This is a genomic window from Catenulispora acidiphila DSM 44928 (genome assembly GCF_000024025.1).
Taxonomy (GTDB): Bacteria; Actinomycetota; Actinomycetes; order Streptomycetales; family Catenulisporaceae; genus Catenulispora; species Catenulispora acidiphila.
The window spans coordinates 4,817,115-4,843,014 of sequence record NC_013131.1 but is presented as its reverse complement, the minus strand read 5'-3'; the positions used below and the strand labels follow the sequence as shown (position 1 = coordinate 4,843,014).

The 25,900-nt window shown below is 70.2% G+C and carries 22 protein-coding genes; 7 read left to right on the top strand and 15 right to left on the bottom strand.

Annotated elements, in window-relative coordinates; genetic code table 11:
• Nucleotides 1–6: 6 nt before the first annotated feature.
• The gene (locus CACI_RS54325; protein WP_015792859.1) at nucleotides 7–684 is read right to left on the bottom strand and encodes a fasciclin domain-containing protein; all 678 of its coding nucleotides are present in this window, start codon (nucleotides 682–684) and stop codon (nucleotides 7–9) included.
• Between the two features lie 134 nt (nucleotides 685–818).
• Nucleotides 819–2,447 (bottom strand): molybdopterin-dependent oxidoreductase, encoded by a 1,629-nt coding sequence (locus tag CACI_RS21095; RefSeq protein ID WP_015792858.1) that lies wholly within the window; start codon nucleotides 2,445–2,447, stop codon nucleotides 819–821.
• 220 nt (nucleotides 2,448–2,667) lie between these two features.
• On the opposite strand from CACI_RS21095, the gene sigK reads away from it, so the two are divergent.
• Nucleotides 2,668–3,252 (top strand): ECF RNA polymerase sigma factor SigK, encoded by a 585-nt coding sequence (sigK, locus tag CACI_RS21090; protein ID WP_015792857.1) that lies wholly within the window; start codon nucleotides 2,668–2,670, stop codon nucleotides 3,250–3,252.
• A gap of 5 nt (nucleotides 3,253–3,257) precedes the next feature.
• On the top strand, nucleotides 3,258–3,998 hold the full coding sequence (locus CACI_RS21085; RefSeq protein ID WP_015792856.1) for an anti-sigma factor: 741 nt from the start codon (nucleotides 3,258–3,260) through the stop codon (nucleotides 3,996–3,998).
• A gap of 96 nt (nucleotides 3,999–4,094) precedes the next feature.
• Here the strand turns inward: CACI_RS21085 and CACI_RS21080 are convergent, their stop codons facing one another.
• A complete protein-coding gene (locus CACI_RS21080; RefSeq protein WP_015792855.1) occupies nucleotides 4,095–4,529 on the bottom strand; it encodes a winged helix-turn-helix transcriptional regulator in 435 nt (144 codons plus the stop codon).
• A gap of 84 nt (nucleotides 4,530–4,613) precedes the next feature.
• On the opposite strand from CACI_RS21080, the gene CACI_RS21075 reads away from it, so the two are divergent.
• Entirely contained in the window at nucleotides 4,614–5,222 is a 609-nt protein-coding gene (locus tag CACI_RS21075) for an NAD(P)-dependent oxidoreductase (protein WP_015792854.1), read from the top strand.
• A 26-nt stretch (nucleotides 5,223–5,248) separates the two neighbouring features.
• Here the strand turns inward: CACI_RS21075 and CACI_RS21070 are convergent, their stop codons facing one another.
• The 11 genes from CACI_RS21070 to asnB form a co-directional block, all read right to left on the bottom strand.
• Complete coding sequence (locus tag CACI_RS21070; RefSeq protein WP_015792853.1) at nucleotides 5,249–6,289, bottom strand: PD40 domain-containing protein; 1,041 nt, start codon at nucleotides 6,287–6,289, stop codon at nucleotides 5,249–5,251.
• Nucleotides 6,290–6,438: 149 nt separating this feature from the next.
• Nucleotides 6,439–6,912, bottom strand: a complete 474-nt coding sequence (locus CACI_RS21065; protein WP_015792852.1) for a MaoC family dehydratase — start codon at nucleotides 6,910–6,912, stop codon at nucleotides 6,439–6,441.
• Nucleotides 6,913–6,973: 61 nt separating this feature from the next.
• Nucleotides 6,974–8,617 (bottom strand): PucR family transcriptional regulator, encoded by a 1,644-nt coding sequence (locus CACI_RS21060; RefSeq protein WP_015792851.1) that lies wholly within the window; start codon nucleotides 8,615–8,617, stop codon nucleotides 6,974–6,976.
• A 237-nt stretch (nucleotides 8,618–8,854) separates the two neighbouring features.
• Nucleotides 8,855–10,249, bottom strand: coding sequence for a serine hydrolase domain-containing protein (locus tag CACI_RS21055; RefSeq protein ID WP_015792850.1), 1,395 nt, complete (start codon nucleotides 10,247–10,249; stop codon nucleotides 8,855–8,857).
• A 43-nt stretch (nucleotides 10,250–10,292) separates the two neighbouring features.
• Complete coding sequence (menC, locus tag CACI_RS21050; protein ID WP_015792849.1) at nucleotides 10,293–11,399, bottom strand: o-succinylbenzoate synthase; 1,107 nt, start codon at nucleotides 11,397–11,399, stop codon at nucleotides 10,293–10,295.
• Nucleotides 11,396–12,340, bottom strand: coding sequence for a hypothetical protein (locus tag CACI_RS52640; RefSeq protein ID WP_015792848.1), 945 nt, complete (start codon nucleotides 12,338–12,340; stop codon nucleotides 11,396–11,398). Before CACI_RS52640 ends, menC begins: the two co-directional genes overlap by 4 nt.
• Entirely contained in the window at nucleotides 12,337–13,440 is a 1,104-nt protein-coding gene (locus CACI_RS52635; RefSeq protein WP_223297602.1) for a M20 family metallopeptidase, read from the bottom strand. Before CACI_RS52635 ends, CACI_RS52640 begins: the two co-directional genes overlap by 4 nt.
• A 20-nt stretch (nucleotides 13,441–13,460) precedes the next feature.
• A complete protein-coding gene (locus CACI_RS21035; protein ID WP_015792846.1) occupies nucleotides 13,461–14,540 on the bottom strand; it encodes a dipeptidase in 1,080 nt (359 codons plus the stop codon).
• Between the two features lie 135 nt (nucleotides 14,541–14,675).
• Nucleotides 14,676–15,383 (bottom strand): phage tail protein, encoded by a 708-nt coding sequence (locus CACI_RS48115; protein WP_083795796.1) that lies wholly within the window; start codon nucleotides 15,381–15,383, stop codon nucleotides 14,676–14,678.
• A 114-nt stretch (nucleotides 15,384–15,497) separates the two neighbouring features.
• Nucleotides 15,498–17,096, bottom strand: a complete 1,599-nt coding sequence (locus CACI_RS21025; protein ID WP_223297601.1) for a beta-N-acetylhexosaminidase — start codon at nucleotides 17,094–17,096, stop codon at nucleotides 15,498–15,500.
• A gap of 158 nt (nucleotides 17,097–17,254) precedes the next feature.
• Nucleotides 17,255–19,114: an asparagine synthase (glutamine-hydrolyzing) gene (asnB, locus tag CACI_RS21020; RefSeq protein WP_015792843.1), complete on the bottom strand. Its 1,860-nt coding sequence runs from the start codon at nucleotides 19,112–19,114 to the stop codon at nucleotides 17,255–17,257.
• A gap of 412 nt (nucleotides 19,115–19,526) precedes the next feature.
• Between asnB and CACI_RS21015 the strand changes: the two genes are divergently transcribed.
• Nucleotides 19,527–22,853, top strand: coding sequence for an AfsR/SARP family transcriptional regulator (locus CACI_RS21015; RefSeq protein WP_015792842.1), 3,327 nt, complete (start codon nucleotides 19,527–19,529; stop codon nucleotides 22,851–22,853).
• A 161-nt stretch (nucleotides 22,854–23,014) separates the two neighbouring features.
• Here the strand turns inward: CACI_RS21015 and CACI_RS21010 are convergent, their stop codons facing one another.
• Entirely contained in the window at nucleotides 23,015–23,218 is a 204-nt protein-coding gene (locus tag CACI_RS21010) for a hypothetical protein (protein ID WP_015792841.1), read from the bottom strand.
• A 179-nt stretch (nucleotides 23,219–23,397) separates the two neighbouring features.
• Here CACI_RS21010 and CACI_RS21005 point away from each other — a divergent pair, with 179 nt between their 5' ends.
• From CACI_RS21005 to CACI_RS20995, 3 genes are all read left to right on the top strand, one after another.
• A complete protein-coding gene (locus tag CACI_RS21005; protein ID WP_015792840.1) occupies nucleotides 23,398–23,781 on the top strand; it encodes a VOC family protein in 384 nt (127 codons plus the stop codon).
• Between the two features lie 147 nt (nucleotides 23,782–23,928).
• Nucleotides 23,929–24,327: a hydroxyisourate hydrolase gene (locus CACI_RS21000; protein WP_015792839.1), complete on the top strand. Its 399-nt coding sequence runs from the start codon at nucleotides 23,929–23,931 to the stop codon at nucleotides 24,325–24,327.
• 273 nt (nucleotides 24,328–24,600) lie between these two features.
• A complete protein-coding gene (locus CACI_RS20995; RefSeq protein WP_015792838.1) occupies nucleotides 24,601–25,782 on the top strand; it encodes an NAD(P)-binding domain-containing protein in 1,182 nt (393 codons plus the stop codon).
• The last annotated feature ends 118 nt before the right edge of the window (nucleotides 25,783–25,900 follow it).

Below are 25,900 nucleotides of genomic sequence, written 5' to 3'. Positions count from 1 at the left end.
GGGGCGTCAGCTGGTGGGGGGCGTCAGGACCGTGTCGATGATGTAGACGGTGGCGTTGGCGGTTTGGACGTTGCCGCAGATCACGTTGGCGCCGTTGACTTGGAAGGACTGGCCGGAGCCGGTGACGGTGAGGGTGCCGCCTTCGAGGGTGGTGTGCGTGCCGGCGAGCTGGGTGGGGGTGAGCTTTCCGGAGACGACGTGGTAGGTCAGGATCTTGGTGAGCTGCGCCTTGTCGGCCAGGACCGACTTCAGGGTGGCGGCGGGGATCTTGGTGAAGGCGTCGTTGGCGGGGGCGAAGACCGTGATGTTCTGGGCGCTGTTGAGGGTGTCGCCGAGGCCGGCCGCGCCGACCGCCGTCACCAGCGTGGACAGGACCGGGTTGTGGGAGGCGGCGGTGGCGACCGGATCGGTGGCCATGCCGGTGAAGCTGCCCGGGCCGGTGGTGGGGACCGCCGAGCAGGCGCTGCCGAACGCTGCCGTGCTGCCGGCGGCCGTGCTCGTGTCCGAGGAGGTCGTGGCGCTGGTGGAGCCGGCGGCCGGGGTCGTGCTGGACGCCATGCTGGAGGAGGAGGTGCTCGAAGCGGCTGCGGTCTTGCTGGCGCTGCTGCTGCACGCGCTCGCGCTCACCGCGATCGCCGCCGAGCACAGCAGGGCGGCGGCGGTCTTGCTCCGGGTGGAGAACATATTCAGCTCCTTGATTCGATGTTCGGGGTGTGTCTGGGTGCTGCTGACGATCGGTATTCGTGGCTGGGGACGTTCCGGATTGGTCAATGTTTTTCAGGATTTCGACGATCGTCGAGGTCTGATTCCCGGCAGCGTCAGGTCGCGGTGATCACCACCGAATGCCAGCCGGTGGCGCCGTTGGGGAAGGTGTCGGCGCGCGCCTCGGTCTGCACGGCTCCGCCGGCGTCGGTCGCGCGGACCTCGAGCTTGTGCAGACCCGGCTCCAAGGTCAGCTCGCACGTCCACTGCCGCCAGGTATCCGGCGTGTCCGCCTGAGCCAGGCGCGCGAGCCTCCACGGACCGCCGTCGGAGCGGACCTCCACGGCGTCGATCCCACGATGGGTGGCCCAAGCCACCCCGGCAGCGGTGATGGCGCCGGCCGGGACACGTGCGAACGGCTTGGGCACGTCGATGCGCGACGCGGTTTTCACCGGCGCTGTCTGCGAATAGCCGCGCTGGACCCAGTAGGAGTCGTAGCCGGCGAAGGTCGTGAGCTCCAGGTCCACCAGCCACTTGGTCGCCGAGACGTACCCGAAGAAGCCGGGGACCAGCATGCGGCAGGGGAATCCGTGCGCGATGGGCAGCGCCTCGCCGTTCATCGCGACCGCGAGCAGCCCGGTGCGGCCGTCGAGGACGGATTCCACCGGCGTGCCGATGGTCATGCCGTCGATCGAGCGTCCGACCAGTTGGTCCGCACCGCGCCGGATACCGGCCTCCCGCAACAGATCGGCCAGTGACGCGCCGATCCAGCGCGCCGTGCCGACGTAGGGCCCGCCGACCTCGTTGGAGACGCACGACAGCGTCTGGTCGTGCTCGATCAGCGGCCGGGCCAGCAACTCGGCGAAGGACAGCTCGAGAGGGTGGTCGACCATCCCGCGGATCCGCAGCGTCCAGGCGTCCGGGTCCACCTGCGGCAACACCAGCGCGGTGTCGACGCGGTAGAAGCCGGGGTTCGGCGTGATGAAGTCCGACAGTCCCGCGACGTTCGGGTGCACGCCCGCCGGAAGTGCCGGCGCACGCACGGACGGCGCCGGGATCCGCACCCGCGAGCGCTTCACCGCGACGTCATACCGCCGGTCCACCGCGACGCGTCCGACGAGTCCGGTGACGGCGGCCGCTCCGGCACCGCCGACGGCCAGGACCAGGAACCCGCGGCGATTCTGAGCCCAGAGCGGCAGGCGCGAGGAAGGGGAGGGCGAAGGAGAAGGGGAAGGGGAAGGAGAAGACGGCGACTTCGGCTGATACTGATAACTCCGCACCAACACCGCCATCGCCACACCACCGGCCGCCGCCCCGAGCAACGACGGCCACACATCCCCGCCCGCAGAAGTGGGGCGGGACAACGCAGCCCACGCACCCACCGCCCCGAACGCCGCGACCAGACCGATCCCGATACCCAGCCGCCGCAGCGCGACGATCCCGGCAGCGACCGCGATCACGCCGAGCGTGGCGTAGATCCCGGTCAGCAGAACGAGCTTGTCGTCGGTTCCGAAGTTCCGGACCGCGTACTCCTTCAGCGGTGTCGGCGTCAGGTCGATCGCCGCCGAGCCGACCGCGATCGCCGGCGCTGTCCGCGGTCCGAACCACACCGCGGCCGACTCCCCCACCCCGACCGCCAGACCGGCCGTGATCAGTCCGATCGCCGCGCCGGGCAGCGCCCGCGCCTTCCCCCACGACGCCACGCGTGCCGCAGCCGTACCGATCGTCCCGCCCAAGCGCCTCATGCCACCGCTTCGGAACAGCTCGCGCCGCGGATTGGCGCGCGCCGCGGCGCGTCACTCGATCGGATGGCGGCGAGCCGGTCTCGGGGAAACTGCGAAAATGCGACCCGTCTGGACCAATCCGGTGCGGCCTGGGCACCGAATAGCTGTCGTGAGGCGAGAATTGGGACGGACAGCGCACCGCCGCGCCCCCACCGACTTCGAGGACTGGAGACCACAGCCCATGCTCGGACGTGCCGGCTCCAGGTCCGCTGCCGAGGAGCAGGCGACGTTGGAGACGCAGCTGCACCGGGTGGCACTCGGCGACCGCGAAGCCTTCGACGAGGTCTACCGGCAGCTGGCCGGCCCGGTCCTGGGTGTCGCGCGCCGCGTGCTGCGCGACCCCGCGCAGGCCGAGGAGGTGGCGCAGGAGGTGCTGGTCGAGATCTGGCGCACCGCCAGCCGTTTCGACCCGAACCGCGGCTCGGCCCGCGCCTGGGCGCTGACAATGGCGCACGCGCGCGCCGTGGACCGCGTCCGGTCCGCCGACGCCGCGGCCCGCCGCGAGGCGCGCGCCGCCGAGCTGATGGTCGAGCCGCCGTTCGACGAGGTGGTCGAGGCGGTGGAGGCGCACCTGGACCGCGAGCGCGTACGGCGCTGCATGGAGGGCCTCACAGAATTACAACGTGAGTCCGTGACGTTGGCATACTACGGCGGCTACACCTATTCGCAGGTGGCGCACCTGTTGAACAGCCCGCTGGGAACTGTGAAGACCCGTCTGCGCGACGGCCTGGCCCGGCTCCGCGACTGCCTGGGGGTGGGAGGATGAACACGATGGATCCTGAGGTCCACTCCCTGACCGGTGCCTACGTGTGCCATGCGCTGGAGCCCGCCGAACGCGAGGCGTTCGAGCGTCATCTGGCCGAGTGCCCGACCTGTGTGCAGGAAGTCGCCGAGCTGCAGGAGACCGCGGCGCTGCTGGCCTCCGCCGCCGCCGAGACCCCGCCGGCACGCCTGAAGGCGGCGGTCGACGCGCGGATCGCGGTCACCCGGCAGATCCCGCCGATCATCGACCACACCCCGGCGCGGCAAGCCGCACCCCGGCCGCGGCGGCGCTGGTTCACAGGGCTCGGCTATGGTCTGGCCGCCGGGATGGCGGTGGTCGTCGCGGTGCTGGGCGTCCGGCTGAACGACCAGCAGAATCAGATCGATCAGGCGCGCGAGCGCAGCACGACGATCTCCGCGCTGCTCGCGGCGCCCGACGCGCACAGCGACAGCGTGACCGTGAGTACCGGCGGCAGCGGCAGGGTTCTGGTTTCCCGGTCGCGCGACGAGGCCGCGATCACGGTCAGCGGGCTCAGCCAGCTCTCGCCGGGCAAGGTGTATCAGCTGTGGATGATGGGTCCTTCGGGAGCCCGCTCCGGCGGGTTGGTGCCGATCGGTTCCGAGGCCTTCGACTCGGTGCTGGCTCATGGGCTCGGCGACGCGCAGACCATCGGGCTGACGGTCGAGCCGACCGGTGGTTCGGCGCAGCCGACGACCACGCCGGTGATGCTGCTGCCGATGCCCGCGTAGGAGCTGATGTCCGCGTAAGAGCGGTGGCGCGCGTGCTGAGCGGCGGGGCGCGTGCCGAGCGAGCCGGCTCCCGGTCTCAACCGACCCCGGGCTCGCTCAGCGGTCGCCGTCGGTCGCGTGCGCGGCGTCGTACGCCTGCTGCGCCGCGGTGAGCCGGGGCATGTTGACCTCGGCCCAGTCGCCGATCACCGCGATCGGCTCGGCCAGGGAGTGCCCCAGCTCGGTGAGCGTGTACTCCACGCGCGGCGGGACCTCGGCGAAGACCTGGCGGGTGACCAGGCCGTCGCGCTCCATGCGCCGCAGCGACTGGGTCAGCACCTTCGGGGCGACGCGGCCCAGGCGGGTGCGCAGTTCGGTGAAGCGCATCGGGCCGTCGGACAGGAGCAGGACGACCAGGACGGTCCACTTGTCGCCGATCCGGTCCAGCAGCAGGCGGGTCGGGCAGTCGGCGTCGAACAGGTCCCCGCGCTCGCCGGACTCTTGCCCGGCGCGGTACCGGTCGACCAGCCGGGGAGGTGCGATAGTAACCATGAGGTACTTATAGCACGTTGAAGTAATCAGTAACCAATGGTTACTGTCTCCTCGAGAACGAACCACAACGAGGGAGACACAGCCATGAAGATCGCGGTCTACGGTGCGACCGGCATGATCGGCAGCCGGGTGGTCGCCGAGGCGACGTCCCGCGGCCACGAGGTCACCGGCGTCACCCGCTCCGGCGGCGACCTGCCCGAGGGCGTGCGCGCGGTGCGGGGCGACGCCGGCGACGCCGACCTGGCCCGGCGCGTGGCCGGCGCGGCCGACGTCGTGGTCTCGGCCATCGGCCCGAGCCGCACCGGCGGCGACCGGCGCGAGTTCCTGGCGCAGCTGCGCACCCTGGCCGAGACCGTCGGCGAGGCGCGCCTGATCGTCGTCGGCGGCGCCGGCTCGCTGCTGGTGAACGGCGCCCGCCTGGTCGACGACCCGGAATTCCCCGACCTGTACAAGCCCGAGGCCCTGATCGGCGCCGAGGCGCTGGACTACATCCGCGGGCTCGGCGACAGCGCCGACTGGACCTTCTTCAGCCCGGCGCCGGTGATCCAGCCCGGCGAGCGCACCGGCTCCTACAAGACCGAGTCTGACTCTCCCGCCGGCGAGACGATCTCCGCCGAGGACTACGCGGTCGCGATGCTGGACGAGATCGAGAAGCCGGCGTACCGGCGGCAGCGGTTCACCGCGGCGAACTGAGGACACGGTGGTCCCAGCCGGCGGCGCTACCCGGATGTCACCGAAGGCGAGAAAGCGTTCGGTGCCACCAGCACGGGCTTGCCGGAACCGTCCGCCGGCGTGGACCACACGTCGTATCCGGAGCTCCCGGATTGCGGCACCGCGTACATCACCGTGTGGTCGTCCAGCCACGCCGCCTGGTCATCGACACTGCGCTGCTCGGCCAGCGGCGTCTCGGTCATGGTCGCCAGGTTCAGCACTTCCAAGTGCCACATCTTCCAGGCGTCGCTGGACACCCGCTTCTTGAACACGACGCGCGTGCCGTCCGGGGACAGCGACGGGCATTCGACGTTGTCGGTCAGCGTGGTCAGGGTGTGTGCCGCGACGTCGCCGCGCACCAGCCAGGTGCGGCCGGCTGTGCCGAGGGTCGCGTAGAAGGTGTTGTCGTCGGCGAAGGTCACGCCCCACACGTTCTCGTCGACCGCGTGATACGGCTTGCCCTGCAACGTGACCGCGAAGCTCTCCAGCGAAGCGGTCAGCGCCCCGGTCTTCAGGTCCAGGATCGAGGTGCGCGTGGAGAACGCGGGTCCGACGTACGCGTCGCCGGCGACGAAGGTCGTCCACGCGGCCATGCGGCCGTCGGCGGACAGCCGCGCGCGGTTCGGGATGCCCGCCGCCTGGACCTTCTTGATCAGCTTGAGGGATGTGTCGTAGACCTCGACCGAGGCGACGCGCACCAGATTCTCGTCGGCGCGCAGGCACAACAGGATTCCGGACGCTGTGTAGGAACGGTCGCACTGGATGTTGGACAGCGTCGGGACGCCGACCACGCCGCTGGAGTCCGCAGACAGCTTGCGTTCGGCGAGAGTGCCGAAGTCGGGACCGGCGACCGTCGTCTTGTACAGCAAGTACCCCGAACCGGTGTCCAGGCTGTCGGACTGGTCCAGGACCACCGCGCCCTTGACGCCCGCGCGCGCCGTCGGCCGGCCCTGATACGCCACGACCGCCGCGCCGACGGCGATCGCGAGCAGGACCGCGACAGCGCCGAGGAAGATCTTCGTGCGATGCGGGGACTCGGATATCGACATCGGCGGATTCCCCTCCCCGTCGGTCACTCAGAGCACTGATCAGCCGGACCGTCGGCAGACGATATCGCGCGGGGTGTCCGATCGCGTATGGAAACTGGCGGGAAGCCGGAATAACCCTGTACGGACGGCGCTCAGCGTGAGGCGGATCCCTACTCGACGATCCGCGCCAGCGCCTCGGCGACCATGACCGGCTTCTCGATCCCCTCAGCCTCGATGACCTGCACAGTCCGCACCTGGATCCCGCCGGGAACCCGGTCCGCGCCCTGCAGCGTCAGCCGCATGCGCACGCGCGTGCCCGACGGCAGCGGCGCGGGGAAGCGGATCTTGTCGTAGCCGTAGTTCAGACCATGCGCGAAGCCCGCGAAGGACAGCAGCCGGTAGGAGAACGCCGGTCCCAGCGCGAGTGTGAACAGCCCGTGCGCGATGGTGGTCCCCAGCGGACTGGCGGCGGCGCGCTCCGGGTCGATGTGGATCCACTGGTTGTCACCGGTCACGGCGGCGAAGGCGTCGATGCGCTCCTGGGAGACCGTGTCCCACTCGGTCGGCCCAATCTCCTTGCCGATCAGCTCCTGCAGGTCCTCGAACGAGCCCGGGCGCACCGGCAACTCGGCTGTGTCTGTCATGAGGCGAGAGTACTTGAGACTGACGTCAAGTTCATCTGACGCGGCTAGATGGCTGTGGCTCTTACGAATCCAGCAACCTCAGCTGCAGCATCAAGGCGAACCGCGACTCGCTGTCGCTGAGATCGACATCGCCGATCTCAGCGATGCGGTGCAGCCGATACCGGAAGGTGTTCGGGTGGATGTGAACGGCCTCAGCCGCCGCGTTGACGTCGCCGAAGGCGTCCAGCCACGCGGTCAGCGTCGCCACCAGGCTGCTGTTGTGCTCGCGATCGTATGCCGCGAGCCCGGCGACCGGACCTGACGGACGGTGGCCGTCGGCGGCTGCCACGTCGATCAGCAGCGCCTCGGCGTAGACCTCCGAAAGGCTTGCCAGCGTGCGCCGCGATCGCCGACGCCGCAGCACGCGCAGCACGCGGTCGGCGTCCTGACGCGACCTCGGCACAGCGTGCAGATCGCGAGCGATACGCCCGATTCCGACGAGATCGCCCGCGCCGGTGCGCTCCAGATATTCCTTCAACACGGTACTGACCCGCTGTTCGGCTGCCTGCTCGTCGGCGGTGTCGACCGGCAGGACCGCGTAGACGACCCCGCCGAGCAGCGCCGCGACCGAGCCGTGCTGCACCGCCGAGAGATGGACGGCGAGGGTGTCCAGCGCTTGCTGCCGCGCCGTCTCGAACCGGGCGAGCTCGCGCGCGCCCTCGGCGTGGGAACCCTCCGGCGCAGCGGCAGCCGCGACCGCCGCGACCACGCAGGCGCGCCCCGCCAACCCGAGCCGTGCCGCGGCATCCGGCGCACCCGGACCGCCTTCCAGCACGATGGCGACGAGTTCGGCCCGCAACCGCCGCTCGACGTCGGCGCCGGCACGCACCCGCAGCAGATGCAGCGCGACCAGCTTCGCCGCCTCGACGAACGCCTGCTCACGCGCCGGCGCCAGCGGTTCGGCGACGGCGGCCCAGATCGAGCCCAGGATCTCATCCCCCGCGCGCACCGCGATCGCCTGCCGCGCCTTGGTCACCGTCGGCAACCCGAACGCCTCAGCCCGGATCACCACCGGCCGCTCGTGCCGGTACAACTCCCGAAAGTAACCACCCTGCTCCAGCAACCGCGCGTAGTCGGCGGGAACCTGACGCCCCAGAATCGTCTCCACCCGCGACTGGTCCGCCTCATCCTGCCGATCAGAGAACGCCAGCACCCGCGAACTCCGGTCCTCGATCGTGATCGGCGCATCCAGCAACGCACTGATCGCATTGGCCAACGCGAACAGATCCCCGGCCGGAACACCGCCGATCGTCTCCGCCTCGGTGGCTACGACCTCGCCCTCAGCCAGCAGAGTGCGCAGCAGCGAGGTCAGCTGGGTCCAGGACGCACCACGGACCAGACCCAACAGCACAGTGCCGGTCTCAGAGACGGTCCTGCGCACCTGCTCATCGACCTCAGCCGGGGCACGCACGATCAACCCGACGCCGCCATCAGCCGCGATCCGCTTCAGCAGCTCGCAAATCTGCTCCGTCCCGCGCACGCCGACGCCGAGCACCAACGCACCCGGCGGCAGCGCGGGCTCATCGAGCGGATCATGGATGACGACACCCCCGACCTCCGGTGCACACCCCGGATCACCGGCGGCGAGGTCGAGCAATGTGGTGCCGAGGTAGTCCAAGACCCGCCCGAGCGCGGCGCGGGAGGTGGCATCGGCAGGTGTACGCACGAAGCTCACCCTAGGTCGGCGCGCGCCGAAGGGGAATGATCAAGGGCGGGATCGATGTCGTCTCGATGTCGCCCCGAACTGGGTGCTGCTGCTCTTGCTGCCGCTCTCGCTGCCCGGCGCTCGTCGCGATCAACCATCGGGGACCGGGTCTGTTTTTGGGCAGGGGATATCGCTGTGTGGCCGCGGCTGGTCTTCCTCCGTGGTGAGGTGGGTTGCGGTCTGGGGTGAAATGGAGCCTCAGTCGGCGTCGCTCAGGCGCGTGTGAACGCGCCCGCCGAGCAGCAGGTGCGTGGCTCGACCCCGCTCATCGGCTTCGGCGATGACGTATTCCATGTACATGCCGCGCTCGGGCTCGGCGTCCAGCAGCGAGACCGGGGTGTAGCCGACCAGCGGCTTGTGCTCGGGATCGGGTCCGGAGAGCGCCACGAGCGCGCCTTGCGGCGTGAGCGTGGCGTGCAGGCTGCCGTCGTCGTGCTGGGTGATGTCCACGCGCTGGCCGGCGTTCGCGTAGCTGCCCAGGAACGACTTGGCGTCGACGGGGACGGCCGAGTGCGGCGGCGTGTCAGGGCTCTGCGGCTCAATCCCGGTGAGGGTGCCGAACACATGGCGTTCCACGGCCTGGAACACCGGCAGCGCGTCGCCGCCGTTGGTGAGCACTGCGAACGCGACGCCCTCGTCGGGGACGAAACGCATCTGGGACGACTGCCCGATGGTGCCGCCGTTGTGGCCGACCACCCGGCCGCCGGGCCGGTCGATCAGCCCGAAGCCCAGACCCCAGCCGGTGCCCAGCAGGTTGCCGCTGCCGGGCAGCGCCACCTGCTGCTCCCGCATCGCGGCGACCGACTCCTCACTCAGGATCCGCGTGCCGTCCTGGGCCAGACCGCCGTTCATGTGCATGCGGGCGAACGTCAGCAGGTCCCGGGCGCGCGCACAGGTCGAAGCACCGGCCGGCGCCGCCGAGCGCGGAAGCTGCCAGATCGGCGCGACTTTCTTCCCGTCGTCGAGGTGGCCCACGGCCGTGCGGAACAGCAGCGCCTCCTCGGCCAGCGCCGCGACATGCGTCAGGCCGAGCGGGGCGATGAGGTGTTCGCGCAGCACCGCCTCCCACGACGGCAGTTCCCTGATGCGCTGCACCATCAGTCCGAGCACGGAGTATCCGGCGTTGCAGTAGGAGTACATCCGGCCCGGCTCGTACATCTGCTCGTGATCCTTGAGCCCTTCGACATAGCGGAGCACGGCGTCGTCGCCCCGGCCGAAGTCGGTGAAAACGTCCCCGGGCAGACCGCTGGTGTGGCTCAGCAACTGGCGCACCGTCACCGTCTCGGCAGCCTCCCGGTCGGAGACCGCCAGCTCGGGCACGTAGGTGCGGACCGGCTCGTCCAGGTCCACCAGACCGGCGTCGACGAGCTGCATGGTCAGTGTCGCGGTGAGGGTCTTGGTGATCGAGCCGATCTGGAACAGCGAGTCCGGCGTCGCCGTGACGCCGGTGTTCAGGTTCAGCACGCCGGTGGCGAGTTCGATCACCTGATCGCCGGCGCTGACCGCGACCGCCGCGCCGGGGACGTGGTTCTCCCGGGTGGCGGTGTCGAGCAGGGCTATCAGGTCGGGAAGGAGGCCGTTGAGATCGGTCATGGGTCAGTTCCCCTCAGTGGATGTCGCGGCAGTCGTGAAAGTCTTAGAAGCCGAACCAGTGCTTGGCGGTGGTGAACTCCTCGAGCAGCGCAGGATCCGGCGTGACCCCGAGGCCGGGACCCTGCGGCACGTCCAGTCCGCCGTCGCGCAGGACGAAGGGTTCGGTGATGTCGCGGGTGAAGTAGCGCTCCGAGGCGCTGATGTCGCCGGGGAGCGTGAAGTTCGGCAGCGCCGCCAGGGCGACGTTCGCGGCACGGCCGATGCCGGTCTCCAACATGCCGCCGCACCAGACCGGCACGCCGTGCGCGGCGCACACGTCGTGCACCCGGCGGGCTTCCAGGTAGCCGCCGACGCGCGCCGGCTTGATGTTCACGATCCGGCACGCGTCCAGCGCGATCGCGTCCGCCGCCGAGCGCGCCGAGACGATGGACTCGTCCAGACAGATCGGGGTCTTCACCAGCCGGGACAGCGCCGCGTGCCCGCGCAGGTCGTCCTCCGGCAGCGGCTGTTCGATGAGCAGCAGGTCGAAGGGGTCCAGGGCGGCCAGGCGCTGGGCGTCCCCGAGGGTGTAGGCGGTGTTGGCGTCGACCTGGAGCAGCAGCTCATCGCCGAAGCGCTCGCGGACCGCGCGGACCGGCTCGACGTCCCATCCGGGCTTGATCTTCAGCTTGACGCGCCGATAGCCCTGGTCCAGGTAGCCGCCGACAGTATCGATGAGTTCTGCGACGCTCGGCATGATGCCGACCGAGACGCCGACCGGTACCGAGGTGCGCACGGCGCCGAGGTGGTCGCCGAAGGAGGTACCGACAGCGCGCAATTCGGCGTCCAGGACTGCGGATTCCACCGCAGCCTTGGCGATCGGGTGGCCTTTGAACGGCGCCAGGATCTGCGCGACGAGGGCGGCGGTGACGCGCGGCGCGGCGGCGAGCTTGGGCAGGAAGTAGCGGGTGATGACGTCGTGGGCGCCCTGGGTGTACTCCGAGGAGTAGAGCGGATCGTTCATCGCCACGCATTCGCCCCAGCCGTCCGCCTCCTCGGTGGCGACGCGGACCAGCAGGATGTCGCGTTCGGTCGCGACGCCGAAGGACGTCTCGAACGGGCTGCGCAGCGGCATGGTCAGGCGGCGCAGTTCGACGCCGGAGATCTTCACCGGTCTTCCTTTCCTTCGTTACGGTGCGAGTCGTTGCGGTGCGAGTCGTTGCGGTCCGAGTCGTTGCGGTCCGGTTCGCGGCGGTCGAGCACATACCAGCCCGAGCGGGTGAAGCCCGTGATGCGGTAGCCGTCGGCGATCGCCCCGGTCAGGGCGTCGCGGACGGCGAACCGCCAGCGCCGCGCCTGCTCGGGCGCCTCCTCGCGCAGGGTTTGGATCGCGGCGGGCGTCGCGCACAGCACCGGCCCGGGGGTGTCCAGAGGCGAGGTGACAGCGGCTTGCGCGGTATCGGAAAGCAGGACTCTGTCTCCGCTGATCAGCGGTTCCACGTCTAGCTCCTCGACCCGATCCCCATTCGCCGCCGCGACGACACGCGGCGCCTGGAGATCCCAGCTCATCAGCAGCCTGTCACTGCCCTGCCCGATGTTGACGCCGTCGGGCATGTTGTCGCCGTAGAAGTCGACGAGGTAGCCGGAGACCTGCGCGCCGAGCTTCACCAGGTTGAAGTAGGCGTTGCCGCGCACCAGCGGGTCGAACGTCCAGGTGATGCGGTCGATGCCGCGGCTCAGGGCCCAGGCACGCTGGTGGAGCTTGAGCGCGAACCCGGCGTGGCGCCCCTTCGCCTCCGGCAGCACGCCGGCGATGTGCGAATGCAGGTGGACGCCGCGTGCTTCGCCGTCCATCGCGAGGAAGCCGACTGCCGCGCCGATCAGCCGACCGCTGCCCGCGTCGTCGAAGTCGTCGAACACCCCGGCGACGTAGCAGCCCTCGTAGCCCATCACGCGCATCAAGCCGCTGGGCATCAGCGATTGGCCGGGCCCGACCGACCAGATCCGGGTGATCAGGGCTGCTGCGGCGTCGTGGTCCCGCGGTTCTGTCAGCTCTCTGATGGTGACTGACGCGGTGCCCGCCGAGAGCATCGGATTCAGCGCTGTGCTCACGAACGGGCTCCCAGCAGGTCGGCCACGAGTTCGGCCAGCAGCGCCGCGCGTTCGGGCATCGTCTCGGCCAGGACGTGCTCGTCCTCGGCGTGCGCGCCGCCGCCGACCGCGCCGAGACCGTCGAGGGTGGGCGTGCCGACGGCTGCCGTCCAGTTGCCGTCGGAACCGCCGCCGACGGCTATGCCGCGCAACGGATCCATGCCGAGCCGGGCTGCCGCCTGCTGGGCACGAGCGAACAGGTCGCTGGAGGCTTCCGGCGGCAGAGGCGGGCTCTCGTGTCCGCGCTCCACGCGCAGCGAAGTGCCTTCCAGGCGCGGTCGGAGCGCTTCCAGACCGGCGGCGACGCGCTGCTGCTCCTCGGCGCTGAACGCCCGCACGTCGACGGCGACCCGCGCTGCGCGCGGCACGGTGTTCGCCGAGTCTCCGGCACTGGTCAGCGACGGCGTGACGGTCGTGCCCAGCGCCGGGTCCGCGAGCTGGACGATCGCCAGGATCTGATGCGCCAGCTCGACGGCGGCGTTGGCTCCGCGTTCGGGTTCGAGCCCGGCGTGGGCGGCGCGGCCCTGGACGTGCAGGCGGTGGCAGCCGGCGCCTTTGCGCGCGGTCTTCAGCGCTCCGTCGGCGCTCGCTTCCAGGACGAGCACCGCTTGGTTGCGGCGTGCCTCGTCCTGGATGAGGGCGCGGGCTGCCGGGGAGCCGACTTCTTCGTCGGTGGTGACCAGGATGGTGACGCCGTCCAACGTGTCCACCGCATCGGGGCTGGATGCTTGCAGAGCGGCGAGCGCGTGCAGCATCTGCACGAGTCCGACTTTCATGTCGAAGCAGCCGGGTCCGGTGATCTTGCCGTCGGCGAGCGCGAAGGGCAGGCGGTCGAGCGTGCCGTGCGGCCAGACGGTGTCCAGGTGGCCGAGCAGCAGGACGCGGTCGCCTTGTCCGAAGCGCCAGCGCAGCTGCGCCGCTCCCCCGTGCTCCAACCACTCGGGCTCCGAGCCCAGAAGGCGCGCTCCCATCTCGGCGAAGAGCTCCGCGCAGCGCTTGGTCGCCGCGCGGTCGGCGGTCGGGGATTCGCAGCACACGAGCGTTTCCAGATCGGCGATCATGGATGGCAGTGTCATGACATTCACGCGGCGGCTCCCCGACGCTCCGCGGGCACGCCGAGCTCGGCGCGGAACAGTCGCAGGACATTGCCACCGAGCGTCGCGGCGATCACTGCCTCGTCCACGCCTCGGGCCAGCAGTTCGGCGGTGAGCAGCGGCAATCCCGCAGGTCCGGGCAGTCCCGGCAGCGTGTCGAACGGATCGCAGCCGGCCATCAGGCCGATCTCCACGCCGCCAGGCGTCACGTCGCGCAGCACCTCGACGACGAAGTCCGGCCCGATGCCGACATGGTCGGTACCGGCGACCTTGCCGATGTGCTCGATGTGGTCGACGAGGCGGGACACGGAGGGCTCGTGGGCATCGACGAAGCCGGGAAAGAAGTTCACGCAGACCACGCCGCCACCGGCCGCGATGGCCGCCAGGCGCGCGTCGGTGAGGTTGCGGTGGTGGTCGCACAGCGCGCGAGCGGAGGAATGCGTGGCGAGCAGCGGCCGGGTCGCCAACTCCAGGACATGGTCCACGCCCGCCGCACCGAGGTGGGAGACGTCGAACACCATGCCCATGCGTTCCATCTCCGCGAACGCCTCGACGCCGGCAGCGGTGAGCCGGCTCCCGGCCGCGTCCTCCGCCGAGCCGTCAGCGAGCGGCGTGCGCCCGAAGTGCGCTAGGGAGGCGATGCGGACACCGAGGCGGTACAAGGTGGTGAGCAGTTCGATGTCGGCGTCGATGCCAGGTGCGCTTTCCAGCGCGAGGACCAGCGCGATCCGCCCGGCGTCCAGGGCGCGATCGATGTCGGCGCCATCCAGGCACAGGCTGACCTCATCGGCGTTGCCCTCGGCAATCCGGTGCGCCGCCTCGATCATCCGCAACGTCTGGCGCAGAGCACCTTCAGGACGGAAGGAGTCATCGATGAACACCGGCAGCACCTGAACGTCCACGCCGCCGGCCCGCAACTGCGGCAACCATTGCGCGCGGAAGTAATCGGACCACTGCGCCACCGGCCGCAGCACGACCGAGCAGAGCAGGTCATTGTGGGTATCGGCAACCACCACGCGCCGGTGCAGCTCCAGCGTCGAGGCGTCGAGGCCTTCAGTTGTTCCCATGATGGCCACAGTGCCCGCGCCGAGCCGTCGGCGTCCTTGTGCGCCCGGACGAATTCCGGGACTCTGAGTCGTGGAATCGGACGAAGATCGCCTGTGCGCTATGTGGTCACGAACCGCCGCGATCGAGCGGCAGCGTCACGCCCCCGCCGGCAGGATCGCGTCGCAGCAGATTTCCACCGTTTCGTACACGACGCCGTTCTGGCCGTTCGGGCCGGTCGTCTCGGTGGCGATAGTGGCCTTCGCGCACCAGGCATTGGGGAGTTGCCAGGTGGCGGCTGGGGGTTTGCCCGCGGCGTAGTCGGGGGCGGTGTACATCTCCAGGGCTACGTCTTTTATGGCTTCGGCGAGGCCGAGGGAGGCGGCTCGGTGCCATTGCCACGGGCTGGTGTCGGCGTCCAGGCGGCGCTTGAGGGTCACGGTGGGGGGCAGTGCGGTGCCCAGGGGTGCTCTGGTGTGCGTGACGCCGGAGGTGGTGCCGGTGGGCGGGGGCGTTGTCGCGGGCTGCGCCGGTTGGATTTCGCTGGTCATCTGGACGAGTTGCTGGAACACGGTCTTCGATGTGCCTGCCGGGCCGAGTCCGGGTCCTGCTAAGACGAACACGGATACCGCCAGGGGCGGCAAGGGCGCCGGAGCGCCTCCGGGCTGCGTCGTCATGATCGTCGTCCCCCCTTTCGGGCCCGCTCGTCGGGCACGGGAGTCAGCGTACTGCCAGGCGTCGGCCTTGACGCCGCGCCCGAAGACGACGCCACGGCCGTCCACGTCCAGCTCTGCCAGGATCGCCCACAGCAGCGTGGTGCCGGTACCTCGGCGCCGCGCTGCAAAAACGGCTCCAGCACCCGCCACTGCGCATCACCCAAGTTCCCACGCGCCACACCGAGATCATCCCGGTGGGGCGCGATCAGAGCGACAGGGTTCTAAAACGCGCCCCTGCCGGCACCGCCTGCAACACCGCCTTCGTCACGACCCGCTCGGCCACTTGACCTGCGTCGACTTGTAGTAATCCACCCCCATCGCGTGCCACCGGGGTCCCTGCGCGCCGAGCCGGGCGTCGAACGACGTCTGGTTGTGGGTCGATTCGGGCGACCATCCGAGCTCCATCAGCGCGGGAAGGCGCGGGAAGGCCATGTAGTCGATGTTCGCCGACGTGACGAGCGTCTCGGACCACAGCGGCGCCTCGACGCCGGCGATCGCCGAGGCGCTGACGCCTGACAGGTAGTTCCCCGGGTCCCAGCCGTAGGCCGCGTTGACGTCGACGTAGCCGGCCCAGTTCTGGCCCAGCGTCGTCTTCTTGGTGTACTTCATGTCCAGGTAGGCGTGGTTCGCCGGGGACATGACGATCTTCGTGCCCTTAGCCGCCGCGGCAGCCAGCGCGGAGTTCGACTTCGTCGTGTCCCAGAACTGCGCGAGCGTGGACGGCGCCAGGGTGGCCGCGGCGATGTTGTGCCAGCCCATGACCGCCTTGCCGTGGTTGCCCACGATCTGCTGCGCCTTGGTGATGAAGGACGTGTAGTCGCTCTGCGACGTGGAGCTGGCCTCGTCGCCGCCGATGTGGATGTAAGGGCCCGGAGTCAGTGCCGCGAGCTCGCCGACGACCTGGTCCAGGAACGTGTACGTCAGCGGCAGCGAGACGCACAGCGAGCTGAAGCCGACGTCGGTCCCGGTGTACAGAGGCGGCGCGACCCCGTTGCAGTTCAAGGCCGCGTACGAGGCGAGCGCGGCGTTCGTGTGACCCGGCGTGTCGATCTCGGGGACCAGCGTCATGTAGTGCGACGCGGCGTAGTTCACGATCGTGGTGTAGTCCGCCTGCGTGTAGTAGCCGCCGGCGCCGCCTCCGACCTCGGTGGAGCCGCCGGTGGTCGCCAGGTTCGGCCAGGAGTTGATCGCGATGCGCCATCCCTGGTCGTCCGACAGGTGCAGATGCAGGTAGTTCACCTTGTACAGCGACAGTTCGTCGATGTAGTGCTCGACCTGCGCGACGGTGAAGAAGTGCCGCGCCACGTCCAGCATCGCCCCGCGATACCCGAAGCGCGGATAGTCCAGGATCGTGCCGCCGGTCGCCTTCCACGCCACCGAAGTCACCTTCGCCGGGCTCATCACCTGAGCCGGCAGCAGTTGCAGCAACGTCTGCACGCCGTGGAACAACCCCGCCGCCGAGTTTGCCTGGAGCAGCACCGAGCTCGCCTTGATCGTGAGCTGATACCCCTCGGCGCCGACCGTGGCCGGCGCACCGGACAGGGACAGCGCGATCGTGCCGGGCGCCGCGGCGCCGACGGTAAGCGGCAGTGCGTACCCGGTCGAGGCCCGCAGGATCCCGGCCAGGTAGCCGCCGACGTTCGCGTCGTCGGCCGTCAGCGTCGCCGCCGAGGCGAGCGTGAAGGTCGAGCCGTTCGCGGTCTCCGACACCGGCACCGGGACCACGACGTTCGGGAACGAGGCGGCGGCAGCGGCCGAGGACGAAGCCCCGGCCGCGCCGGCCGCACCGGTCACGGTCATGCCGAGCGCGACCCCGGCCGCCAGCAGCGCCAGCCGCGCGCGCCGGAACATCAGAACTCTCATCAGGTCACCACATCGCCATCGCTATAGTAAAGGTGGTTAACTCCCGTGAAAGTACTGCGGGACCGGTACCGGGTCAACGTGTCCCAGACGGTCACATCTGAGTCGGCAGCAGCTCAGACAGCCACATCCCAGACGCCCACAGCTCAGACCATCGCACCTCAGACCGTCAGCGACACCTCCGGCTGGTACATCTCGAACCACAGCGCCAGATCCAGCGTGCGTTCCAACCCCCGGCGACCCGCCTGCATGATCGCCGGTCCGGAGTCGTCGACCATCCGGCGCACCGCGACCGGGTCGACGAGGTCGAACACCCGGTGCGAGGGCTGCGCCAGCAGATCGGCGACCCGGGCGCGCAGGGCGATGGCGTACCGGGGGTCCTGGGTGGACGGATAAGGGCTCTTCACCCGGTCGTAGACCGAGCGCGGCAGGACGTCGGCCGCCGCCTCGCGCAGCAACGACTTCTCGCGGCCGTCGAAGGACTTGATCGCCCACGGCGCGTTGTACACGTACTCCACGAGCCGGTGGTCGCAGAACGGGACGCGCACCTCCAGCCCGACCGCCATGCTCAGCCGGTCCTTGCGGTCCAGCAGGAAGCGCACGAAGCGCGTCAGGTACAGGTGGCAGACCCGCCGCATCCCGAACTCGAAGTCGCTCTCCCCCGGCAGGCGCTCGATCGTCGCCACCGCCGTCTGGTAGCAGTCCGCGACGTAGGTGGGCAGATCCATCGCCTGCTGAAGTTCTGGACGCAGCAGCGACAGGTCGTCGCCGAAGTTCTCGACGAACTTCACCAGCCAGGGGAACGTGCCGCCGCGCCGGGCGTCCTCGTTGAAGAAGTCCTGGTAGCCGCCGAACACCTCGTCGGCGGACTCCCCGGACAGCGCGACCGTGGAGTGGTCGCGGATCTCCTTGAACAACAGATACAAGGAGGTGTCCATGTCCCCGAGGCCGGCGGGCATGTCGCGGGCCCGGATCACGGTGCGCCGCGCGTCCAGGTCCGTGAGCGCCTCGGCGTCCAGCACGATGTCCTGGTGGACGGTCCCGGAGTGCTCGGCGACCGCGTGCACGAAGGGGGTGTCGGGGTCGGCGCGGATCGGGTCGGGCACGAAGTTCTTCGCCTGCCCGACGAAGTCCACAGCGAAGCTGCGGATCTTCTGCCCTGTCTCAGCAAGCTGCTGGGCGGAAAGCGCAGTGAGAGTAGAGGAGTCCAAGCCGCCGGAGAGCAGGACGCAGCGCGGGACGTCGGCGACCAGTTGGCGCCGCACGATGTCGTCCAGCAGCTCCCTGACATGCGCGACGCTGGCGTCGCGGTCGTCGGTGTGCTCGCGGGTCTCCAGCGTCCAGTACACGTCGGTGCGCACGCCTTCGGGGCTGATAGTGACCACAGTGCCCGGCTCGACCTCGCGCATCCCGTCCCAGAACGCGTGCCCTGGAGTCTTGACCATCACGAACAGCTCGCGCAGTCCGTCCAGCCCGACCGCGCGCCGCGCCAACGGATTGGCCAGGATCGCCTTGGGCTCGGAGCCGAACAACACTCCGTCGGGCGTCGGCGAGTAATACAGAGGCTTGATTCCCATGCGGTCGCGGACGAGGCGCAGCTTGCGGTCCCGACCGTCCCAGATCGCGAAGGCGTACATCCCGTTCAGCCGTTCGGCGACCGCCGCGCCCCACTCGATGTAGCCGCGCAGCACGACCTCGGTGTCGGACTCTGTGCTGAAGCGGTGCCCGCGCGAGGCCAGCTCGGCGCGCAGCTCGGTGTAGTTGTACGTCTCGCCGGAGTAGACGATCACTATGCTCTGCTTCCCGGCAATGTCCCCGCCCGCCTCGGCGGTCATCGGCTGCCGGCCGCCGGGCAGGTCGATGATGGCCAGTCGGCGGTGCCCGAGCCCGGCGGGACCGTCGATCCAGGTACCGCGGTCGTCCGGGCCGCGGCAGTCCATGGTGGCCGTCATCCGGTCCAGGATGTCCGCCTCGGCACGCAGGTCCCGCTCGTAGGAGATCCAGCCGGTTATCCCACACATGATCAGTTCCTTTCCACCTGGTGACACAGGGCCCTTACCCGGGTGGTGGTTGCGCGGTATCGGCGAACTGTGCAGATGGTGAACTTATGGCCGGAACAGGTTGATGGTCCGGTCCTGAGACGGCTTCGGACCCGGCGGCGGACCGGGCGCCGACCGTGTACTTCGCGTGGCTAAGCATCTCGGGCGCCCCTGGCCGGAATTGCTTCTTGCGCACCCGGTGGCGGTGGTGTCTCAGAGGGCTATTCTGGGCGGATGTATCCGAGAGTTGACGTCCTTGACACGCTGCGCCGCCGTCGGCACGATCAGGCGCAGTGATGTCCGGCGCGGCAGCACCACGGGGTCGGCTCCAGCGGTCCACCGGGTCCTGGGAGAGACAAAGTGTCGACTTGCAGTGAATGCTGACAGCGGCGGTATGGACTTCCGTGTTCTGGGACCCCTGGAGATCGTCGACGACGGGGTGCCGATACGGCTCGGCGGGCTGCGGGAACAAGCGGTCATGGCCATGTTCCTGGTGCAGCCCGACACCATCATCCCGGTCGAGCGCCTCGTCGACGCGGTCTGGGGCGACCGGCCGCCGGCGACCGCGCGGGCGCAGATCCAGATCTGCGTCTCGGCGCTGCGCCGGCTGCTCGGCGACCCCGAGCGGATCCGGACGCGCAATCCCGGCTACCTGTTCCATCTCGGGACCGACGTGCTGGACGCGCGGTTGTTCGAGCAGATCGCGGCGAAGGGCCACACGCTGCTGGCCGAGGGCCGGCGCACCGAGGCCGCCGCGGAGTTCCGCAAAGCCCTGTCACTGTGGCGGGGACCGGCGCTGGCCAACGTGGCCGGGGACGTCGTCCAGCACAGCGTGGCGCACCTGAACGAGCGCCGGCTGAACGTGCTGGAGGTGTGCCTGGAGGCCGAGCTGGAGGCCGGGACGCGCGGCGATCTGGTCGGGGAACTGGTCCGGGTCTGCCACGAATACCCGCTGAACGAACGCTTCCGGCTGCTGCTCATGACCGCGCTGTATCGCGCCGGACGGCAGGCCGACGCGCTGGAGGTGTATCGCGCCACACGCGGAACACTGAAGGAGGAGCTGGGGATCGAGCCCGGTCCGGAGCTACGGCGGCTGCAGCAGGCGATTCTGAACGGCGAGGTCCACGGACAGGCAGCGGCTTCGACACCATCTCAGTCGGCCACGACGGCGCAGGCGCGGACACCGACATCGGCGCCGACAACAACGCCGAAGCCCGCAGCCGAGGCGCCGCCCCCGCCGGTATCGCAGCCTTCGACCGCACCCGTCCCATCGCAAGACCCTGCCACGCCCGCCGCGCGCCGTCCCACAACCCGTGCCCAGCCTCCGACGCCGCGGCTCCTGCCGCCGGCCATCCCGGATTTCACCGGCCGCGCCAAGGCGATCGCGCAGATCGTCTCGGAGATGCCGGTGGTCCACACCCTCGACGGCCCGGCGGCGCTGCCGGTCACCGTTCTGTACGGCCAAGGCGGCGTCGGCAAGACCACGCTCGCGGTCCACGTCGCGCACCGGCTCGCCGAGTCCTATCCCGACGGCCAGCTCTACGCGCGCCTTCGCGACGGAGACCAGTCGGTCGCGCCGGCGGACATCCTGGAACGCTTCCTGCGCTCCCTCGGCGTCGCAGGGCCCTCGCTGGCCGACGGCCTGGAGGAGCGCGCCGAGATGTACCGCAATCTGCTGGGCGATCGGCGCGTCCTGGTAGTACTCGACGACGCCATGACCGAGCACCAGGTACAGCCGCTGCTGCCGGGCGGATCGGGCTGCTCGGTGATCGTCACCAGCCGGCGGCGGCTCACCGGCGTGCCCGCGGCGGTGCGCCTGGAGGTCGGCACGTTCAGCGACGACAGCGCGGTGGCGCTGCTGAGCCGGGTCGCCGATCCCGCGCGCATCCACGCCGAACCCGAGGCGGCGGCTCAGTTGTGCCGCCTGTGCGGACATCTGCCGCTGGCGCTGCGCATCGTCGCCGCGCGGCTGGCCGCACGTCCGCACTGGAGCGTGCGGGCCTTGGTGGACCGGCTGATCGACGAATCGCGGCAGCTCGACGAGCTGAACCACGAAGGCGTCGGGATGCGCGCCAGCATCTCGGTCACCTACGCCGGGCTGTCGGCGGACGCGCGGCGCCTGTTCCGGCGGCTGGCACTGTTCGGCGGACCGGACTTCGCCGCCTGGGTCGCGGCGCCGCTGCTGGACGCCGACGTCTGGCGCGCGGAGGACCTGCTGGAGGAGCTGACCGAGGCCTACCTCATCGACATCGAGCAGGGTCCGGACGGCGAGCCGACGCGCTACCGGTTCCACGACATCGTGCGCCCCTTCGCCCGCGAGCGGCTGTTGGCCGAGGATCCGCCAGGCGATCGCCACCAGGCGTTGGAGCGCTTGATCGGCGCGCACCTTTTCCTGGCCAAGCTGGCGCACGAGCGGGAGTACTCCGGGGACCACCTGCTGCCCGCCGACACCGCCACGACCTGGCCGCTGCCGCCGGAGGCGGTGGCGCCGCTGATCGCCGACCCGCTGACCTGGTTCGAGCGCGAGCGGCTGTCGCTGGTGGCGGCGGTGCGCCAGGCCGCCGCGCGCGGGCTCGCCGACAAGGCGTGGAGTCTGGCGCTGTCCTCGGTCGCGCTGTTCGAGGCGCGGTCCTATTACGGCGACTGGCGCGAGACCCACGAGACCGCGCTGGAGGCGGTGATCCAGGCCGGCGACCGGCGCGGCGAGGCGGCGATGCGCTACTCGCTGGGCTCGCTGCACATGTTCGAGGTCGACAACGCCGGCGCCCGGCATCAGTTCGGGCTGGCCGCCGCCATCTATCAGGAGCTTGACGACCGGTACGGCGCGGCGCTGGTGCTGCGCAACGTCGCGGTGCTGGACCGCCGCGAGGGCGATCTGGACCGTGCGCTGGAACGCTGGACGGATGCGCTCGCCACGTTCTGCGAGGCAGGAGACCGCGTCGCGGAGGCGTACGTCCTGAACAGCATCGCGCAGGTCCATCTGGCGCGCGGCAACGACAGCGCGGCGTTCGACCTGCTGACGCGCGCCGAGCTGATCTGCGCCGAGACCGGCGTGCGCCGCGTCGCAGCACAAGTACAGCTGCGTCTGGGTCACATGTATCGCCATCGCAACGACATGGATCGGGCGCGCGCGGCGTATCAACAGGTGCTGGCCGCGGTCCGGGAGACCGGCGACCGCATCGGCGAGTGCCACGCCTTGATGGGTCTGGGCGCGACCGAGGCGGAGGACGGACGTCCGGGCCCGGCGGTCGACGTGCTGCGTCAGGCGCTGGAGGCCGCCGAGGCGGTCGGGGACAAGATCCTCGGCGGACGCGCGGCGTTGACGCTGGCTCGGGCGGAGCTGGCGGCCGGGCTGCTGGCCGAGGCCGCCGACGACGCCGACCACGCGGTCGAGGCGCTGGGTTCCGGGCTCGCCTCGGCGCACGCGCTGGTGTTGCGCGGACGGATCCGCGACGAGCGCGGCGACGTCTCCGGGGCGGTGGGCGACTGGTGGCAGGCGGCCACGGTCGTCACCGCGCTGACGGTGGACGAGGCTCAGGATCTGGCCGGGGAGATCGCCGCGTTGCTGGCGGAGGTCACCGGCGGCGGCTCCGGCGGTGGTTCGGATGGTGGTTCCGGTGATGGCTCAAATGGTGGTTCGGGTGACGGTTCAGACGATGGCTCAGCCGGTGATCCCGGTGGCGCCGCGATGGTGGTTCAGGTGACAGAACCCTCGGCGTGAGCGCCGTTTCCGGCACCGGCGTCGCGAGCGCCGGTTCCCGCGATGCGGGCAGCGGCGGGTCTGACCCGCCGCCACAGCCGTCGTCAGCCGCCGTGGGCCCTCCTCGGCCCTTCGGCAGCCCTGTCGGGCCCGTCAGTCCCCATCAGACCGCGTCAGTCCCCTCAGTCCCACACAGTGTTGTCCGGCGCGGCGGCCGAGCTCGAAGTCGGGTCGGCCGCGGCGGCGAAGTGCGTGACGGCGGTGGAGGATCCCAGGCTCGCGGCGGCCGGCCCGGCCACGGCGGCGGTCGTTCCGGCGGCCGCGGTGAGCAGCAGCAGACCGGCGGCGATCCGCGAGTGGCGGGACCGGGGGGATATGGCGGTCATCGCAGTGCACCCTTCGTCAGAAGTCGCTCGGGATCCGTCCTCGGTATGGGCGGGCCCGGCGGTGGCGAAGCTACGCAGAGGGCTTATCCGCTCACCAACTGTCGCTTATCGAACGGGATTTCGAACACTGCGATGGTGATCTTCGCAGGCGTGCAACCCGGCGCCACTAAGCTGGCGCCGTGCCATCGATCAAGCAGTTCCAAGTCACCTTCGACTGCGCCGAACCCGAGCCCCTGGCCCGGTTCTGGTGCGAGGTCCTGGGATACGTCGTGCCGGCCGACGAGGTGGGCCCGGCGATCGGCTGCGTCGATCCCACCGGGGTCGGCCCGCGCCTGTACTTCCAGCCGGTCCCGGAAGGCAAGGTCGTGAAGAACCGGCTGCACCTGGACGTGCGCACCGCGACCGGGTTCGCCGGCGCCGAGCGCGTCGCCGTGCTGGAAGCCGAGGGCGCGCGCCTGGCCGCCCTCGGCGCGACGCGGGTCCGCCTGTTGGCGGCCGACGAGGAGAACGAATCCTGCCTTCTGATGCAGGACATCGAAGGCAACGAGTTCTGTCTGGACTGACCGCCCGAGCCGGGCGATGCCGTCCCGATGCCACGGCAATAGGGACGGTCCCGACCATAAGCTTCACCCCCACATCGCTCAGACCCCGGATCGAAGAGCCGGAGCACATGCGCGACTCCGGCCCCGCTTGAAGGCGATGGTTCTCAGGTGAAGTTGTCCATCCTCGTCATCGACGTCGCCTTCGGCGTGCCCGGAGCCGAGCTCTCAGCCCGGCTCCGGCGCCGCAGCGAGGCCGGGTGGCAAGAGCTGTCCACAGGCCGCACCGGCGGCGACGGCCGCCTGGAGCTGCATCCCGCCCCCGCCGGCCGCGGCACCTACCAGCTGGTGTTCGACCTCGACGGCTACTACCACGGCCTGGGCAGCGTCCCGCTGCACCCGCGCGCCATCGTCGAGTTCAGAGTCACCGACGCCCACAAGGATCTGCAGCTGGCGCTGTTCATCTCGCCGCATTCCTTCTGCACGTTCCAGGATTCCGGCGCGATGCCGCCGCGCATTCCCGACTTCGCGACCGACGCCGGGCCCGCCTCCGCTGAGCGGGCGGGCTGAGGGGGCTGCGGGGGGGGTGCGGGCATGTGTCGCCGCGCCGGCTGACTGCGGTGGCCGACGCGGCGGCACGGCCATCGTTCGGCTTTCGGCTTACGCGCCGCTATCGATTCTCTATCGCAAGGCCGCGACACTGCCGGTGACCTGGAGCAGAACCTCTATCGCGGCGAGGGAGGCGCGGTTGTCTGCCGACGCCTATGCCGTTGCCGATGCCGACGCCGCAGGAAGGATTGAGGCCGCTTGATTGTTCCACCCTCCGTGAACGAGGACCCGCGGATGACCGACGTCGTGGTGATCGGTGCCGGCCAGGCCGGACTGTCCAGTGCCTACCACCTGCACCGAGCCGGCTTCGCGCCTGACACTGGCTACGTGGTCCTCGACGGGGATCGGGCACCGGGAGGCGCGTGGCAGCACCGCTGGCCCTCGCTGCGGATGGAGACCGTCAACGGCATCTTCGACCTGCCGGGCATGGCCTTCGAGCCGCCCTCGCCGCAGGAGCAGGCCTCCGTGGCGGTCCCCCGCTACTTCGCGCAGTACGAGGAACGCTTCCAGCTCGCCGTGCGCCGTCCGGCGGCCGTCAGCGCCGTGCGCTCCGGACCGGATGACCGCCTGCTGGTCCGGACCGACACCGCGAGCGGCGCCCAGACGTGGGCGGCGCGCGCAGTGATCAACGCCACAGGCACGTGGAACAAGCCGTTCTGGCCGTACTACCCCGGCCGGGAAACCTTCCGCGGCCGCCAGTTGCACGCCGCGACCTACCCCGGCCCGCAGGAGTTCGCGGGCAAGCGCGTGGTCGTCGTCGGCGGCGGGATCACCGCGATCCAGCTGCTCGCCGAACTCGCCGAGGCGGGCGCCACGACGACCTGGGTGACGCGCCGGCCGCCGGTGTTCCGCGAGGAGCCGTTCACGCGGGAGTACGGACGCGAGGTGGTCGCCATGGTGGACCGCCGCGTGCGCGCCGGGCTCGTGCCGCAGAGCGTGGTCAGCGTCACCGGTCTGCCGGTCACCGAGGCGATCCGCGAGGCGCAGCGCAGCGGAGTGCTCCAGCGGCTGCCGATGTTCGACCGGATCACGCCGGAAGGGATCGCCTGGGACGCCCCGGACGCCACCGCTCCCGCCGATGCCGCGCGCATCGCAGACCCCATAGACACCGCAAGCGATGAAAACACCGAAAACACCGCATCCCTCGGCGCGCCTCCCCGATCTGTAGCGGCGGACGTGATCCTGTGGTGCACCGGATGGCGCGCCGCTTTGGACCACCTGACCCCGCTGCATCTGCGCGCGCCGGGCGGCGGCATCACCATGGACGGAACGCGCGTCGTTCTGGAACCCCGGCTGCACCTGGTCGGTTACGGGCCCTCGGCGAGCACCGTGGGCGCCAACCGGGCCGGGCGCGAGGCCGTGCGGGACATCCGGAGGCTGCTGGCGCAGCCGGCTCCGGCAGGGCTGGCGGCATAGCCGCCGCAGGACGTTTCCGGTCGGTAACGGACCGGGTCCAGTGCGGATTGAATCAGGGCACTGACATGACGGGGACGGATCGTTCACTATTCGAAATAAAGAGCGACCAAGAATGCGC

Excerpts from the sequence above, each read along its gene's own strand:
- CACI_RS21095 (WP_015792858.1), bottom strand. The coding sequence starts at position 2,447 with ATGAGGCGCTTGGGCGGGACGATCGGTACGGCTGCGGCACGCGTGGCG.
- CACI_RS21075 (WP_015792854.1), top strand. The coding sequence starts at position 4,614 with ATGAAGATCGCGGTCTACGGTGCGACCGGCATGATCGGCAGCCGGGTG.
- CACI_RS21025 (WP_223297601.1), bottom strand. The coding sequence starts at position 17,096 with ATGAGAGTTCTGATGTTCCGGCGCGCGCGGCTGGCGCTGCTGGCGGCC.
- CACI_RS21015 (WP_015792842.1), top strand. The coding sequence starts at position 19,527 with ATGGACTTCCGTGTTCTGGGACCCCTGGAGATCGTCGACGACGGGGTG.
- CACI_RS21035 (WP_015792846.1), bottom strand. The coding sequence starts at position 14,540 with ATGGGAACAACTGAAGGCCTCGACGCCTCGACGCTGGAGCTGCACCGG.
- CACI_RS21010 (WP_015792841.1), bottom strand. The coding sequence starts at position 23,218 with ATGACCGCCATATCCCCCCGGTCCCGCCACTCGCGGATCGCCGCCGGT.
- sigK (WP_015792857.1), top strand. The coding sequence starts at position 2,668 with ATGCTCGGACGTGCCGGCTCCAGGTCCGCTGCCGAGGAGCAGGCGACG.
- CACI_RS52635 (WP_223297602.1), bottom strand. The coding sequence starts at position 13,440 with ATGATCGCCGATCTGGAAACGCTCGTGTGCTGCGAATCCCCGACCGCC.
- CACI_RS54325 (WP_015792859.1), bottom strand. The coding sequence starts at position 684 with ATGTTCTCCACCCGGAGCAAGACCGCCGCCGCCCTGCTGTGCTCGGCG.
- CACI_RS21085 (WP_015792856.1), top strand. The coding sequence starts at position 3,258 with ATGGATCCTGAGGTCCACTCCCTGACCGGTGCCTACGTGTGCCATGCG.
- CACI_RS20995 (WP_015792838.1), top strand. The coding sequence starts at position 24,601 with ATGACCGACGTCGTGGTGATCGGTGCCGGCCAGGCCGGACTGTCCAGT.
- CACI_RS21080 (WP_015792855.1), bottom strand. The coding sequence starts at position 4,529 with ATGGTTACTATCGCACCTCCCCGGCTGGTCGACCGGTACCGCGCCGGG.
- asnB (WP_015792843.1), bottom strand. The coding sequence starts at position 19,114 with ATGTGTGGGATAACCGGCTGGATCTCCTACGAGCGGGACCTGCGTGCC.
- CACI_RS21070 (WP_015792853.1), bottom strand. The coding sequence starts at position 6,289 with ATGTCGATATCCGAGTCCCCGCATCGCACGAAGATCTTCCTCGGCGCT.
- CACI_RS21065 (WP_015792852.1), bottom strand. The coding sequence starts at position 6,912 with ATGACAGACACAGCCGAGTTGCCGGTGCGCCCGGGCTCGTTCGAGGAC.
- CACI_RS21055 (WP_015792850.1), bottom strand. The coding sequence starts at position 10,249 with ATGACCGATCTCAACGGCCTCCTTCCCGACCTGATAGCCCTGCTCGAC.